Origin of the sequence: Pseudomonas fluorescens, from assembly GCF_902497745.1 — a bacterium.
Classification (GTDB): domain Bacteria; phylum Pseudomonadota; class Gammaproteobacteria; order Pseudomonadales; family Pseudomonadaceae; genus Aquipseudomonas; species Aquipseudomonas fluorescens_BM.
Map to the genome: position 1 here is coordinate 466 of NZ_CABVHJ010000013.1, position 13,863 is coordinate 14,328.

Here is a 13,863-nt window from a genome sequence, read left to right on the forward strand (position 1 = left end):
TCAGCTGTGCTCTGGTCGTGCGCCTGTACATCCTGCAAGTGGTGGAGTTCGACTACCACTCGACCATCTCCGAAAACAACCGCGTCCACGTCTTGCCGATCCCGCCGACACGCGGCTTGATCTACGATCGCAATGGCGTGTTGCTCGCCGATAACCGTCCCAGCTTCAACCTGACCATCACCCGCGAACGCGCCACCGACGTCAATCAAGAACTGGACGAGGTCATCAACCTTCTGCACCTGCCTGCGGAAGATCGCACAGTCTTCGATAAAGCCATGAAGCAGTCCCGTCATCCATTTACACCGGTGACGCTGTTCTATGAGCTGACCGAAGAGCAAATCGCCGTACTGGCCGTCAACGAGTTCCGTCTCCCGGGCCTCGATGTCGAGCCGCAGTTCGTCCGCCATTACCCACTTGGCGCGCACTTCGCCCACTCGATCGGTTACGTCGGTCGGATCAATGAGAAAGAATCCAAGAGCCTCGACTCGGTCGAATATCGCGGTACCCAATCCATTGGCAAAACCGGTATCGAGCGTTTCTACGAAGCACAGTTACACGGCCACGTCGGTTACGAAGAGGTGGAAACCAACGCTCAAGGTCGAGTACTCCGTGTTTTGAAACACACCGACCCGGTCCCTGGCCAGAACATCGTCCTGAGCCTCGACATCAAGCTGCAAGAGGCTGCTGAAGCCGCTCTGGGTGATCGTCGTGGTTCAGTGGTAGCGCTCGATCCTTCGACCGGTGAAGTGTTGGCCATGGTCAGCAATCCGAGCTTCGACCCGAATCTGTTCGTCACTGGCATCAGCTCCAAGGAATACTCGGCACTGCGAGACTCGATCGACCGGCCGCTGTTCAACCGCGTACTGCGCGGGCTCTACGCGCCAGGTTCGACGATCAAGCCAGAAGTGGCAATTGCCGGTCTCGATGCAGGTGTTGTGACGCCGCAGACCCGCGTTTTCGACCCCGGTTATTACCAACTCCCGGACTTCGATCACAAGTACCGCAACTGGAACCACAGTGGTGACGGCTGGGTGGACATGGACGCGGCGATCATGCGTTCCAATGACACTTATTTCTACGACCTCGCACACAAGCTCGGTATAGATCGCCTGCACGATTACATGGCGATGTTTGGCCTTGGCGAGAAAGTCTCGCTGGACATGTTTGAAGAGTCGCCCGGTCTGATGCCATCGCAAGCGTGGAAGCGCGCAACGCGCCGCCAGGCCTGGTTCCCGGGCGAAACGGTCATCCTCGGCATCGGCCAGGGCTATATGCAGGTCACGCCGTTGCAACTGGCTCAAGCCACTGCGTTGATTGCCAACAAAGGCGTATGGAATCGTCCGCACCTGGCCAAGACCGTCGACGGTGTCGCTCCGGTTGACGAGCATCCGATGCCGAACATTCTGCTCAAGGATCCGCGTGACTGGGAGCAGGTCAACCACGGCATGCAGATGGTGATGCACGATGCCCGAGGCATCGCCCGCGCGGCAGCGGCCGGTGCGCAATATCGCATCGCTGGCAAGAGTGGTACAGCGCAAGTGGTGGCGATCAAGCAGGGCGAACGCTACAACCGTGAGAAAACCCTCGAACGGCACCGCGATAACGCCTTGTTTGTCGGTTTCGCCCCGGCCGAACATCCGAAGATCGCAATTTCGGTGATGATTGAAAACGGTGAGGCCGGTGGTCGTGTCGCTGGTCCCGTGGTGCGGCAGATCATGGACGCCTGGCTGCTTGATCAGGACGGCCATCTCAAGCCGCAATATGCGGCGCCGACCAAGGCGCCGGGTGACCCGCACGTTTAACGGTTCACAGCCTCGGCTCATGCTGCTTGAGCCGAGGCTGTGAGTTGTCCTGCAAAGTCTATTTGCAGCTGTAACCCTCGGGCATCGTGACGCTGTAGTTACGCTGTACGCGCTCCTCAAAGCTCAGGTTCTGCAAACCTTGCTCCACCAGAAACGCTTCGACCTTGGCGGACTGGCAGTCATCGTTATAGGACGAGGCCCGAAGCAGGTAGACCGTGCGTTTGCTGGCTTCATCCCGGGCAGTGGCATTGAATGTACTGAGCGTGGTGTAACCGGTTCGCTCCGAGGTGCCTATCGGGCCGTAGGTCGTGTTGGGTGTACTGGTGCAGGTCAGTCGGTCGTCCTTTTTCTTGCTGTTCTTGCACACGGTAGAGGTGCTGCTCGGCACTTGCCCATACTCGGTGGCGGTGTAACGATAAGTCACTTGTCGACTGCCAATGTCGAGGCTGACCGTCATGTTTATCGGCGCATGGTTCTTTGGCAGGCTGACATCGGTATAGACTTCCCGGTAGCCCCGGTCTTTCAGCGCATTAACCATGTCGCGAAGATAGTAGCGGGCATTCAGAGAGTTTTCGTCGCTGCCGCCTGCTGGTGTCACAAGCACAGTTGCCTTTCGATCAAATTGATAGTCCGGATCAGGTGTCGCATTTAACGCGACGTCCAGTTGTGTCGCGCAGCCGCTGATCAACGCTGTCAGCAACAACAGCGCGCAAAGTAAAAACCGGGTCATGACAAAGTCGCCTTACAGCCAAGGATTGAATAAAAGTTAAACGGTGGGGACTGGCGGTAATTAACTCGCGTTTATGCGCAAGGCTCAGTCTTTCTGGTATTCCAGCAGATCACCAGGCTGGCAATCGAGTGCGGTGCAGAGTTTGTCCAGAGTGGCCATCTTCACGCCCTTGACCTTGCCATTTTTCAGTAATGACAGGTTGGCCTCGGTAATGCCCAGCAGCGCAGCTAACTCTTTCGAGCGAATTTTTTGCGTGGCCATGACAACGTCAAGGCGGACGATAATGGTCATTGTCTTGTTCTATATGTATTGACTTTGCTCATCGCTGAGTACTTTTGCGTCACGCATGATAATTGAAAACAAACAGAGCAAAACCCCTTTGATGATCTCGTAAGCCGATGAGGAGGACAGGCCAATCGAGAACTGAAAAATGCGCTCCCCAGGGGGCAGATCGATAGACAGCGTCAAACCTTGCAAGGTCTCTACCAGCGGGTAGGTTGCAGGGGAAATGATGCACAGAATCCCCACTCGCCAAAGAACCCTGATATTGCGCTCGGTCCAGGTTTCACCGCGGGACAAGCGCAGGAAAAACAGGCCTGTCAGCCAGAGCACGTAGGTCGAGAGCAGAATGGGCAGGAAATCCAAAGCGATGAGCAGCGCGGTGACCACTGGTGAGAGCCATGTGTCGGGCGCAAGCAGTGCGCCTTCGACAAACGGGTCAAGCAATTGCGGTGAGTTTTCAGCAAAGGCGTAAAGCAGAGCCGCCAGCATTTCATCCGTTTTGAAGAACCAGATCGAAGCGTTGCCACCGACCTCGGTCACCCCTAAAACCCAGACCAGAATCGCTGCCAGTAATCCGACCCAATGCATGCGCTGCAGTGCCAATCCGTTGTGACGAGTACTCATGAAAAATCCTTGCGGTGCCATTGGGAATGACTAATTCTCGATGTTAAATTATCGAATTGCAATAATAAATTGTTCTTGTTTTGTTAAGGGCACAGACAGCATTCCAATGCGGGGGCCACAGAGTGCACCTCTGCTCCATCGAGCTGGGGGGATTTCAATGTCGATTTGCTCTCGAATTCAAAAACAAGTCGAGCGCAGAGGAGGGAAGCGATCCACTGGTGGCCGCTGGTATCGCCGAGGGGGTCAGGAATTGATTAGAGCGGGGGACACACGCTACAGGCATGCTTAGGTCGCCCGCTCTAACCGGGTTTACTTGATCTCGGTAATGAAGTTTTCCCGCGAGCGGCGCACCTTTTTCAGGTTGACCAACCAGTCTCCCTCAGAGGCTCTATGCCCCAGCGGCAGAATCACTACGCTGCGCAGGTTGCGGGCCGCGAGTCCGAGGATCTCATCGATGGCTGCCGGGTCGAAACCTTCCATTGGTGTGGCATCGACTTCTTCAAACGCCGCGGCGATCAAAGCCGAGCCCAAACCGATGTAAGCCTGTCGCGCAGCCGCCTGATAATTGGCTTCCTTGCCACGTCCAGCGACAATGCCCAAGAGCATCTGACGGTAATTTTCCCATCCTTCGTTAACCGTCCCGCGCACTTCATTGGTCAGGTCAAACATCATGTTGACCCGCTCCGCAGTGATGTCGTCCCACGCGGCAAACACCAGCAAATGAGAGCAGTCGGTAACCTGCTGCTGATTCCAGCTGACGGCTTTGATCTTTTCGCGAATCTCTGCGTTGGTCACTACGAGCAATTCAAAAGGCTGCAGTCCACTTGATGTCGGCGTTAACCGCACCGCTTCCAGAATGCGCTCGATTTTTTCATCGGACACCGTCCGGGAAGGGTCGTACTTTTTCGTTGCGTAGCGCCATTTCAGCAGGTCTGTCAGTGTGCTCATCATCAAATTCCGTAAAGGTGAAAGATGTTCAGGTGGGTCAATAACGACTGGCTGTCGTGCTGAACCTGGGCTTATGCTAACGATTAAAGCCAACTTGAAGGTCAAGCAGTTCTGTTCTTGCAGGACGGCAGTTGTTCGAAATCGCTGACCATCGAGCAAATCGATATCCGTATGGATGAGATACGCCAGATCGAGACCAACCTGGCGATGCAACGTGAGGGATTGTTGCGGCTACGGCAGGTGCTTGAGGAAAGTTTGCGCAGTGGTGCTCCTGTCGTGTGCGCGAGTGTGCACAGGGCCGAGTCGTATCGGCCTGAGCAGAACATGATCACGCGCAACGCATAGCACGGGCGTTGAGCGTTTCTGAGGTTTGGCGAAACCCCAAGCGCGTTACGGCGGCTGCCTTCGCCCCCACATTTGAAATGCATGCCGATGTGGGAGCGAGCTTGCTCGCGAAGTGTTTCTCAAAACCGCGGCAAAAAATCAGGCCCCAGGCACTGGGCAGCTCATGTCACCTTCTTCACACTTCAAATACTGTTTCAGCGCCTCAACCCGGACCTTGGTCACGCCGGTCAGGCAACTGCTGTAAACCCACGGATAAACGCTTCCGCCAGTTACCCCGGACGATGAAAACTTGCACTCGGCATCCCGAAACCCGAGCCACGCCCGCTGCGCACTGACCAACAGCTTCTTGCCATCCGGGTTGTCCTTCAAACGTCCGGTGATCTGCTGATACAGCGTGTTCAATTCCTTGTCCGCCGCTTTGAACTCCTGCCCGGCGCACTGATTCATCGTCGCCTGAGCGCTGGCATTGGCGCAGTCGACGGCAGCGTGGGCGAGGGGAGTGAACAGGAAGGGTGTCAGTGCCAGAAGCAGGCGTGGGGACATAGTCAAATCTCGCTGTATCAAAGTAAGTGCAGAGCAGTGTAGCGGCTGCGTCGCGCTTATTCAGGCGCGCGCAATCGGGAAGCCGCGAGCAAACGGTCGGCGGTCGCCGCAATCTCTTCAACGTCGTGCAGCTTTTCCAGCCAGTGTTCAGGAATCCCCCGCACGCCGTAATAGGCGCCGGCCAACTGGCCAGTGATCGCTGCAGTGGTGTCGGCGTCATCGCCCAGGTTGGCCGCCCGCAAAATGGCCGCTTCGAAGCTATCCGTGTGATGAAAGCACCACAACGCCGCTTCCAGTGACTGCACGCTGTAGCCGTTGCCTTTGATGTCCGTCTCGGACAGACCGAGGAAATCGCCACGCGCAATGGCGGCGACCTTGGGTTGCGAGAAGCTGGCGAAAGGCAGCTGACGCAGTTCTGCTTTGCCCGCGCCTTCAAGCGCTCTGCCAATCAACCCGGCCAACAATTGGCAACATTCGATGGCTTCCGGTGCTGCGTGGGTGGTTCGCGAACTGTCGGCGGCAAAGTTCTGGATTTGCCGAGCGTCGGGAAAGTAGAACAGCACCACCGGAGCCAGGCGCATCAGTGAACCGTTGCCGGCGCTATAAGGATCGGCAGAGCCAGCGAAGGGGTTTGCGGTTTGCTGATATTGCGCGAGCGCCTGACTGACGGTCATACCGATATCGAAACATTCGCCGGTCGAGCTGAGATAACCCCATTGCCACCAGTTGAGGTAGCGGCCCATCTGATCGGCAGCATTGAACTCATTCTTGTTCAGCAGGCTTTCGGCCAGACACAGGGCCATTGAGGTGTCATCTGTCCACTGCCCTGGCTTGAGGTGGAACGGGCCACCGCCGACCATATCGGTCAACGGTTGGAATGATCCCCTTGGTTTGAACTCAACCGTAGTACCGACAGCGTCACCGCACGCCAGACCAAGCAGGGCACCGCGGTAACGTTCAGCGAGGGATGGCGGCATGATTCGTCCATGTAGATTCAAATTCGCTGGAAAAGGTATCAGTTTCGTTGGACGGAGGGGGCCTGGATCCATCACAGCACTGGTCAAAAAGTGCAGCTTGATGTGTCCTCGCTGATGAATGACTGCACCGCTCTGATACAACTTCACATTGGACATGTGGTCATACAGACCTAGTGTTCAGAACAGGAGGTGACGTATGAAACCAGTACCCAATAGTTTCGAACGCAAGATCTCGCTCAAGGCGCCGCGTTCGCATGTCTGGCGTGCATTGGTCGATGCCGAGGCGTTTGGCCAGTGGTTTGGTGTGGCGCTGGAGGGCAGGCGGTTTATTGCCGGTGAATGGACGCAAGGGCAGGTCACGTATCCGGGTTATGAACATGTGTTGTGGAACGTGCTGATCGAGCGGGTCGAGCCGCAGCAGCTGTTTTCGTTTCGCTGGCATCCGTATGCGGTCAATCCGAAGATCGACTATTCCCAGGAGCCGACCACCCTGGTCAGGTTCGAGCTTCAGGATTACGAGGAGGGCACATTGCTGAAGGTGTCTGAATCAGGTTTCGCGCATATTCCCGATGTTCGCCAGAAAGAGGCTTATTTCATGGACAGCCGTGGCTGGGAAGAGCAGTTGAGCCGACTCGAACAGTTTCTTGCCGATAGCGCCAAGGCCCGTGAGCGTGATGGTGGCTGACGTTTTCGATCCTTGGCTGAAGCGCTGGGCACTGGTGGCGGATGGCGCGCCGATCATCACGCCCGGCAGCCGTTTGTTGCCGGTACGCCTGAACGACAGGCCGGCCATGCTCAAGGTGGCGCTGGATGTCGAAGAAAAGTATGGCAATCGGCTGATGACCTGGTGGGACGGTGACGGTGCTGCGCATGTACTGGCGCATCACCAGGGCGAGCGCGGTTTTGACTACGCCAACCTGATTTGCAACCCGGATTTGCCAACGGCCACCGATCCCGCACGTTTTCGCCGGCAACTGGATGTGATTGTCCAAGCTGCCAGGCTTGATCGCCGCAGGCTGCTGCAATGGGTACTGGCGTTCGCCGGTTTGTCTGCAGCCTGGTTTTTGGAGGATGACGCGCTGGAACAGGCCTCGGGCCAGCTGAAAGTCGCGCAGATCGCGGCTTCCATGCTTGATGCCTGACAGGGCTAGGGGTTTTCGGAAGGGTTACTATGGCGAATGTCTTACACGCGCTGGTAGCTTTTACGACTATTGCCGATTGGATCCACTGCGTAATCTACACACATCAACTGAGACACAGGGAGTGTTTCAGGATCACGGATGATCGACCATTTGCAAGGATCGCTGCCGACAGGGAGTCGATAATGGTCTTGGGAAAAACCCGCTTCGGCGGGTTTTTTTTCGTCCATGGAAAAGTGTTTCCCTTTGTAGGAGCTGCCGCAGGCTGCGATCTTTTGATCTTGCTTTAAAAAGCCAAAGTCAAAAGATCGCAGCCTGCGGCAGCCCCTACATTGGTTGGTGGGTTACGAGGCGATCAACTGGCGCAGGACGTAATGCAAAATCCCGCCCGACTTGAAGTACTCCACCTCATTCAACGTATCGATGCGGCACAACACCTCGATTTTCTCCTGACGCCCGTCCTCACGGGTTATCACCAACGGCAAATTCATCCGCGGTGTCAGCTCGACGCCGGTCAAACCTTGAATTTCAAAGGTTTCCTTGCCCGTCAGGTTGAGACTCTTGCGGTTCTGATCAAGCTTGAACTGCAGCGGCAACACGCCCATGCCCACCAGGTTGGAACGGTGGATCCGCTCGAAGCTTTCAGCGATCACCGCTTTCACGCCCAGTAAGTTGGTGCCTTTGGCCGCCCAGTCGCGACTGGAACCGGTGCCGTATTCTTGCCCGGCGACCACCACCAGCGGCGTGCCCGAAGCCTGGTACTTCATCGCCGCATCGTAGATCGCCAGTTTCTCGCCGGTCGGAATGTAGATCGTGTTGCCACCTTCTTCGCCGCCAAGCATTTCGTTACGAATACGAATATTGGCGAAGGTGCCGCGCATCATCACTTCATGATTGCCACGCCGTGAGCCGTAAGAGTTGAAGTCCCGTGGTTCCACGCCTTTTTCGCGCAGATAACGCCCGGCCGGGCTGTCAGACTTGATGTTGCCGGCAGGAGAGATGTGGTCGGTTGTGACCGAATCACCCAGCAGGGCCAATACCCGCGCACCTTTGACGTCCTTGATTTCCGGTAGCGGGCCGGAAATATCATCGAAAAACGGCGGATGTTGAATGTAAGTCGAATCATCCTGCCACACATACGTCGCCGCTTGCGGCACCTCAATGGCTTGCCACTGTTCATCGCCAGCGAACACCTCGGCGTATTCCTTATGGAACATTGCCGTGCTGACCTGATTCACCGCGTCGGCGATCTCTTTACTCGATGGCCAGATATCGCGCAGGTATACCGGATTGCCGTGCTGATCCTCGCCCAGCGGTTCGCTGCTGATATCGCTGCGCACGCTGCCGGCCAAGGCATAGGCGACGACCAGCGGTGGCGAGGCCAGCCAGTTGGTTTTCACCAGTGGATGCACGCGCCCTTCGAAGTTGCGGTTGCCGGACAGCACCGACGCCACGGTCAGGTCGGCTTTCTGGATGGCTTTCTCGATCGGCTCGGGCAGCGGCCCGGAGTTGCCGATGCAGGTGGTGCAGCCATAGCCGACCAGTGAAAAACCGAGCTGGTCGAGGTATTGCGTCAATCCCGCTGCCTTGTAGTAGTCGGTAACCACTTTTGAACCGGGCGCCAGCGAGCTCTTCACCCACGGTTTACGTGTCAGGCCTTTCTCCACGGCTTTCTTCGCCAGCAACCCGGCGGCCATCATTACGCTCGGGTTAGAGGTGTTGGTGCACGAAGTGATCGCAGCGATAACCACCGCACCGTTTTTCAGGCGATAGGTGTGGCCTTCGTATTCGTACTCGGTTTCGCCGACCAGATCGGCATTGCCCACCGCGACACCGCCACCGCCCTCACTTTCCAGGCGTCCTTCTTCTTTACTGGTGGGTTTGAATTGCAGGTCGATGAAGTCGCTGAAGGCTTGCGGTACATTCGGCAGCGAGACGCGATCCTGTGGACGTTTCGGTCCGGCCAGACTCGCTTCGACGCTGCCCATGTCCAGCGCCAGGCTGTCGGTGAAGACCGGTTCCTGACCGGGCAGACGCCACAAGCCCTGAGTCTTGGTGTAGGCCTCGACCAGTTTGACCACCTCCGGCGGCCGCCCGGACAGGCGCAGATACTCCAAAGTCACGTCGTCAACCGGGAAGAAGCCGCACGTCGCGCCGTATTCCGGGGCCATGTTGGCGATGGTTGCGCGGTCGGCGAGCGGCAGATCAGCGAGACCGTCGCCGTAGAACTCGACGAATTTGCCGACCACGCCTTTCTTGCGCAGCATCTGCGTGACGGTCAGTACCAAGTCGGTAGCGGTGATGCCTTCCTTCAGTTTGCCGGTCAGTTTGAAGCCGACCACTTCCGGAATCAGCATCGACACCGGTTGCCCGAGCATCGCCGCTTCGGCTTCGATCCCGCCGACGCCCCAGCCGAGTACGCCGAGGCCGTTGATCATCGTTGTGTGCGAATCGGTACCGACCAGGGTGTCGGGGAACGCATAAGTGCGGCCGTCCTCATCCTTGGTCCACACGGTGCGGCCGAGGTATTCGAGGTTGACCTGGTGGCAGATACCGGTGCCCGGCGGCACCACGCTAAAGTTGTCGAAGGCGCTCTGGCCCCAACGCAGAAAGGCATAACGTTCGCCGTTGCGCTGCATTTCGATGTCGACGTTCTGCTCGAACGCGCTAGGCGTGGCGAACTTGTCGACCATCACCGAGTGGTCGATCACCAGGTCCACCGGTGACAACGGATTGATTCGCTGCGGATCGCCGCCGGCCTTGGCCATCGCTGCACGCATCGCGGCGAGGTCAACCACAGCGGGTACGCCGGTAAAATCCTGCATCAAGACGCGGGCAGGGCGGTACTGTATTTCACGATCGGAGCGGCGCTCCTTGAGCCACGCGGCAAGCGCCTTGAGATCGGCGCCGGTGACAGTTTTTTCATCTTCCCAGCGCAGCAGGTTTTCCAGCAGAACTTTCAGCGACATTGGCAGCTTGTCGAGGTCGCCCAGGCTTTTGGCGGCATCCGGCAGGCTGAAATAGTGGTAGGTCTTGTCGTCGATTTGCAGGGTTTTGAGCGTTTTCAGGCTATCGAGGGACGGCATTACAATCACTCCTTTGAATCCGCACGGCTACGGATTGAGGGGACGGGCAGAGCTATCAACGTAGCCCTGTTTTCATTAGCTGGCTAATAACTGGACTCTATGAGCGGAACCAAGGTTCCGACATCGGCTATCATGCGCCGGTTTTCGTGACAGGCTTTGCTGCAACGCAAGGCCTGAGCATCGCGCAGTGGCCGAATCACCGCCCGCTGCCCAGGAGTAAGAATGAACACCCTATTCATGCATTGCCGACCCGGCTTCGAAGGCGAAGTCTGTTCGGAAATTTCCGATCTCGCTGCGCAACTCAACGTGGCTGGCTACGCCAAGGCCAAAGCCGCCACTGCGTGCGCCGAGTTTGTCTGCACCGAAGAAGACGGCGCCGAGCGCCTGATGCGCGGCCAGCGTTTCGCCGAGTTGATCTTCCCGCGCCAATGGGCGCGCGGCGTATTTATCGATCTGCCGGAAAACGATCGCATCAGCGTGATCCTCGCGCACATGGCCGATTTTCCGGTGTGCGGCAGCCTGTGGCTGGAAGTCGTCGACACCAACGACGGCAAGGAACTGTCGAACTTCTGCAAGAAATTCGAAGGCCCGCTGCGCAAGGCGCTGACCGGCGCCGGCAAACTGGTGGAGGACGCCAGCAAACCGCGTTTGCTGCTGACGTTTAAAAGTGGTCGTGAAGTGTTTCTAGGAATGGCGGACGCCGGTAACTCGGCGATGTGGCCGATGGGCATTCCGCGCCTGAAGTTCCCGCGTGAAGCACCAAGCCGTTCGACGCTGAAGCTGGAAGAGGCGTGGCACCACTTCATTCCGCGTGATCAGTGGGAAGATCGCCTGCACAGCGACATGACCGGCGTTGACCTCGGCGCCGCACCGGGCGGCTGGACCTGGCAACTGGTCAATCGCGGCATGCTGGTGACCGCCATCGACAACGGCCCGATGGCCGAAAGCCTGATGGACACCGGTCTGGTGCAGCACTTGATGGCTGATGGTTTTACCTTCAAGCCCAAGCAGCCGGTGGACTGGATGGTCTGCGACATCGTCGAGAAACCGGCGCGTAATGCCGCGATGCTCGAAGAGTGGATCGGCGAGGGGCATTGCCGCGAGGCAGTGGTCAATCTGAAACTGCCGATGAAGCAGCGTTACGCCGAGGTGAAGCGTTTGCTCGAACGTATCGCCGATGGTTTCAAGGCGCGCGGGATCAAGGTCGATATCGGCTGCAAACAGCTGTATCACGATCGTGAGGAAGTGACCTGCCACTTGCGTCGCCACGACACCAAGAAAGCCAAATCCCGCTGAAACAACACATAACCTGTGGGAGCGAGCCTGCTCGCGAAAGCGCATTCCGATCCAGCAATGATGTCGGCTGACACGACGCCTTCGCGAGCAGGCTCGCTCCCACAGGGGTGTGGCGTAACGCCACAGATGACCGAATACCCGGCAATGCGCGACAATGCCGGCCAGTTTCAGGAGTGAATCATGAGTGAAATGATCGATACCCCGGTCGACGGCACCCTCGATGCCACCGGTCTCAATTGCCCGGAGCCGGTGATGATGCTGCACCAGCACATCCGTGACCTGGTGCCCGGCGGCCTGCTCAAGGTGATCGCCACCGACCCGTCAACCAAACGCGATATCCCCAAATTCTGCGTGTTTCTCGACCATGAGTTGGTGAGCCAGCACGAAGAGGCCGGTACCTACCTGTACTGGATTCGCAAGAAACACGCGTAATCGCGGCTATACATAAAACAACTGTGGGAGCGAGCTTGCTCGCGAAAGCGGAGTGTCAGTCAGTGTAAATGTCGACTGAATCACCGCATTCGCGAGCAAGCTCGCTCCCACTTTTTTGTCCTGTGTTAATGGCCTAGCCTGCGCTACGACTGATCCGAATCCGCTTGCGCGCGCTGCGCGTCAGGCGTATCGACAGCATCAACGCCGCACAGCTCAGGCCAACGATCAAACCCTGCCACAAGCCGCTCGGGCCACGTGGCTCGCCGAGCCAGTCAGTCAGACCGAGGGCATAGCCCACCGGCAAACCAATGCCCCAATAGGCGAACAGGGTCAGGATCATCGTCACCCGCGTGTCCTGATAGCCACGCAGTGCGCCGGCGGCGGTGACTTGAATCGCATCGGAAAACTGGAACAGCGCCGAGTACACGATCAGCATCGCCGCAATGTGAATCACCGTTGGGTCAGCGGTGTAGATCGCCGCAATCGGCTCGCGCAGCAACAGCATCATGCTCGCCGACAGGCAAGCGTAAGCCAGCGCGGTGCCCATGCCGACGCCCGCGGCAAAGCGTGCCTCGCGCGGTTCTTCGCGGCCCAGCGCCTGACCGACGCGCACGGTAACGGCCATGCCCAGCGAGTACGGAATCATGAACACCAGCGAGCTGACGTTGAGCGCAATCTGGTGCCCGGCCACTACAGTGGCGCCGAGGCTGCCGATCAGCAGGGCGATCACGGCAAAAATGCTCGACTCGGCAAACACCGCGATGCCGATCGGCAGACCGATCGCCAGCAGTCGCTTGATCACCGTCCATTGCGGCCAGTCGAAGCGGCTGAAGATTTCGCTCGAACGATAGGCCGGCGCCCAGCGCTCATAACCGGCCAGACCCAGTGCCATCACCCACATCACAATCGCCGTGGCCCAGCCGCAACCGACGCCGCCCATCGCCGGCACACCGAAGTGGCCATAGATGAAGACGTAGTTCAGCGGAATGTTCAGCGCCAGACCGCACAGGCCCAGCACCATGGCCGGGCGGGTACGGCCGATGCCGTCGCTGGTGCAGCGCAACACATGATAGAACGCCACTGCTGGCAGACCGCTGGCGATGCCATGCAGGTATTGCATGCACGGGCCGATCAGCTCGGGATCGACCTTCATCAGGTGCAGCACAGGCTCGGCGGCGACCAGCATCGCCGTCGCGATCAGCCCGACTACCAGCGCCAGCCACAACGCCTGACGGACGAGCGGGCCGATTTCGCTGGGAGTGCCAGCGCCAAAACGCTGGGCGACTTTCGGCGTGGTTGCCAGCAGCGTGCCGGTCATCAGCAGAAACACCGGCACCCAGATCGAGTTGCCCAAGGCAACGGCCGCCAGATCCTTTGGCCCGACGCGCCCGGCCATGACGGCGTCGACGAAGCCCATGGCCGTAGTCGCCAGTTGCGCGATGATGATCGGCAACGCCAGGGCAAGCAGATTCTTGAACTCCAGGCGAATACGCGCGGGGCGGGTGAGGGAGACGGCGACGGGTTGATCAGTTACAGAATTCACGGGCAAAGCGTCCACAGGTGTTGATGCGCAAGGCGCCGCATTCTACGCCGCTGACGCCTTGGTCAGGAAAAATCCTCTGTTGCGGATTTGTAAGCGCAAAGCCTGCTGGCCCGGCG

The 13,863-nt window shown here is 58.1% G+C and carries 14 protein-coding genes; 5 read left to right on the forward strand and 9 right to left on the reverse strand.

The window, feature by feature from the left end:
- On the forward strand, window positions 1-1,802 hold a 1,802-nt coding region (gene mrdA, locus F8N44_RS19890; protein ID WP_224794794.1), incomplete at its 5' end, for a penicillin-binding protein 2.
- Window positions 1,803-1,860: 58 nt separating this feature from the next.
- On the opposite strand, the gene F8N44_RS19895 is transcribed toward mrdA, so the two are convergent.
- The 6 genes from F8N44_RS19895 to F8N44_RS19925 all read right to left on the reverse strand — a co-directional run bounded on the left by F8N44_RS19895 (window position 1,861) and on the right by F8N44_RS19925 (window position 6,251).
- On the reverse strand, window positions 1,861-2,532 hold the full coding sequence (locus tag F8N44_RS19895; RefSeq protein WP_150651493.1) for a hypothetical protein: 672 nt from the start codon (window positions 2,530-2,532) through the stop codon (window positions 1,861-1,863).
- Between the two features lie 84 nt (window positions 2,533-2,616).
- A complete protein-coding gene (locus tag F8N44_RS19900; protein WP_150651494.1) occupies window positions 2,617-2,823 on the reverse strand; it encodes a helix-turn-helix domain-containing protein in 207 nt (68 codons plus the stop codon).
- A 9-nt stretch (window positions 2,824-2,832) separates the two neighbouring features.
- A complete protein-coding gene (locus F8N44_RS19905) occupies window positions 2,833-3,438 on the reverse strand; it encodes a hypothetical protein (protein WP_150651495.1) in 606 nt (201 codons plus the stop codon).
- Window positions 3,439-3,747: 309 nt separating this feature from the next.
- Window positions 3,748-4,389: an NAD(P)H-dependent oxidoreductase gene (locus tag F8N44_RS19910; RefSeq protein ID WP_224794795.1), complete on the reverse strand. Its 642-nt coding sequence runs from the start codon at window positions 4,387-4,389 to the stop codon at window positions 3,748-3,750.
- 480 nt (window positions 4,390-4,869) lie between these two features.
- Window positions 4,870-5,274: a lysozyme inhibitor LprI family protein gene (locus F8N44_RS19920; RefSeq protein WP_150651496.1), complete on the reverse strand. Its 405-nt coding sequence runs from the start codon at window positions 5,272-5,274 to the stop codon at window positions 4,870-4,872.
- Between the two features lie 56 nt (window positions 5,275-5,330).
- Window positions 5,331-6,251 (reverse strand): ADP-ribosylglycohydrolase family protein, encoded by a 921-nt coding sequence (locus F8N44_RS19925; RefSeq protein WP_150651497.1) that lies wholly within the window; start codon window positions 6,249-6,251, stop codon window positions 5,331-5,333.
- Between the two features lie 196 nt (window positions 6,252-6,447).
- Here F8N44_RS19925 and F8N44_RS19930 point away from each other — a divergent pair, with 196 nt between their 5' ends.
- Entirely contained in the window at window positions 6,448-6,936 is a 489-nt protein-coding gene (locus F8N44_RS19930; RefSeq protein ID WP_150651498.1) for an SRPBCC family protein, read from the forward strand.
- The gene (locus tag F8N44_RS19935; RefSeq protein WP_191630926.1) at window positions 6,926-7,393 is read left to right on the forward strand and encodes an aminoglycoside phosphotransferase family protein; all 468 of its coding nucleotides are present in this window, start codon (window positions 6,926-6,928) and stop codon (window positions 7,391-7,393) included. The genes F8N44_RS19930 and F8N44_RS19935 overlap by 11 nt, the downstream gene beginning before the upstream one ends.
- A 41-nt stretch (window positions 7,394-7,434) precedes the next feature.
- Here the strand turns inward: F8N44_RS19935 and F8N44_RS19940 are convergent, their stop codons facing one another.
- The gene (locus tag F8N44_RS19940) at window positions 7,435-7,620 is read right to left on the reverse strand and encodes a hypothetical protein (RefSeq protein WP_150651499.1); all 186 of its coding nucleotides are present in this window, start codon (window positions 7,618-7,620) and stop codon (window positions 7,435-7,437) included.
- A gap of 114 nt (window positions 7,621-7,734) precedes the next feature.
- Window positions 7,735-10,476: an aconitate hydratase AcnA gene (acnA, locus tag F8N44_RS19945; RefSeq protein WP_150651500.1), complete on the reverse strand. Its 2,742-nt coding sequence runs from the start codon at window positions 10,474-10,476 to the stop codon at window positions 7,735-7,737.
- 222 nt (window positions 10,477-10,698) lie between these two features.
- Between acnA and rlmM the strand changes: the two genes are divergently transcribed.
- A complete protein-coding gene (gene rlmM / locus F8N44_RS19950) occupies window positions 10,699-11,772 on the forward strand; it encodes a 23S rRNA (cytidine(2498)-2'-O)-methyltransferase RlmM (protein ID WP_038369412.1) in 1,074 nt (357 codons plus the stop codon).
- Window positions 11,773-11,952: 180 nt separating this feature from the next.
- Window positions 11,953-12,204: a sulfurtransferase TusA gene (tusA, locus tag F8N44_RS19955; RefSeq protein ID WP_007910424.1), complete on the forward strand. Its 252-nt coding sequence runs from the start codon at window positions 11,953-11,955 to the stop codon at window positions 12,202-12,204.
- 133 nt (window positions 12,205-12,337) lie between these two features.
- Here the strand turns inward: tusA and F8N44_RS19960 are convergent, their stop codons facing one another.
- On the reverse strand, window positions 12,338-13,747 hold the full coding sequence (locus F8N44_RS19960) for an MATE family efflux transporter (RefSeq protein WP_150651501.1): 1,410 nt from the start codon (window positions 13,745-13,747) through the stop codon (window positions 12,338-12,340).
- Between the last annotated feature and the right edge of the window lie 116 nt (window positions 13,748-13,863).

What these genes read in the sequence shown, in the direction of transcription:
- tusA (WP_007910424.1), top strand. Translation starts at nt 11,953, where the DNA reads ATGAGTGAAATGATCGATACCCCGGTCGACGGCACCCTCGATGCCACC.
- F8N44_RS19900 (WP_150651494.1), bottom strand. Translation starts at nt 2,823, where the DNA reads ATGACCATTATCGTCCGCCTTGACGTTGTCATGGCCACGCAAAAAATT.
- F8N44_RS19895 (WP_150651493.1), bottom strand. Translation starts at nt 2,532, where the DNA reads ATGACCCGGTTTTTACTTTGCGCGCTGTTGTTGCTGACAGCGTTGATC.
- acnA (WP_150651500.1), bottom strand. Translation starts at nt 10,476, where the DNA reads ATGCCGTCCCTCGATAGCCTGAAAACGCTCAAAACCCTGCAAATCGAC.
- F8N44_RS19910 (WP_224794795.1), bottom strand. Translation starts at nt 4,389, where the DNA reads ATGATGAGCACACTGACAGACCTGCTGAAATGGCGCTACGCAACGAAA.
- F8N44_RS19930 (WP_150651498.1), top strand. Translation starts at nt 6,448, where the DNA reads ATGAAACCAGTACCCAATAGTTTCGAACGCAAGATCTCGCTCAAGGCG.
- F8N44_RS19940 (WP_150651499.1), bottom strand. Translation starts at nt 7,620, where the DNA reads ATGGACGAAAAAAAACCCGCCGAAGCGGGTTTTTCCCAAGACCATTAT.
- F8N44_RS19935 (WP_191630926.1), top strand. Translation starts at nt 6,926, where the DNA reads ATGGTGGCTGACGTTTTCGATCCTTGGCTGAAGCGCTGGGCACTGGTG.
- F8N44_RS19925 (WP_150651497.1), bottom strand. Translation starts at nt 6,251, where the DNA reads ATGCCGCCATCCCTCGCTGAACGTTACCGCGGTGCCCTGCTTGGTCTG.
- F8N44_RS19905 (WP_150651495.1), bottom strand. Translation starts at nt 3,438, where the DNA reads ATGAGTACTCGTCACAACGGATTGGCACTGCAGCGCATGCATTGGGTC.
- F8N44_RS19920 (WP_150651496.1), bottom strand. Translation starts at nt 5,274, where the DNA reads ATGTCCCCACGCCTGCTTCTGGCACTGACACCCTTCCTGTTCACTCCC.
- rlmM (WP_038369412.1), top strand. Translation starts at nt 10,699, where the DNA reads ATGAACACCCTATTCATGCATTGCCGACCCGGCTTCGAAGGCGAAGTC.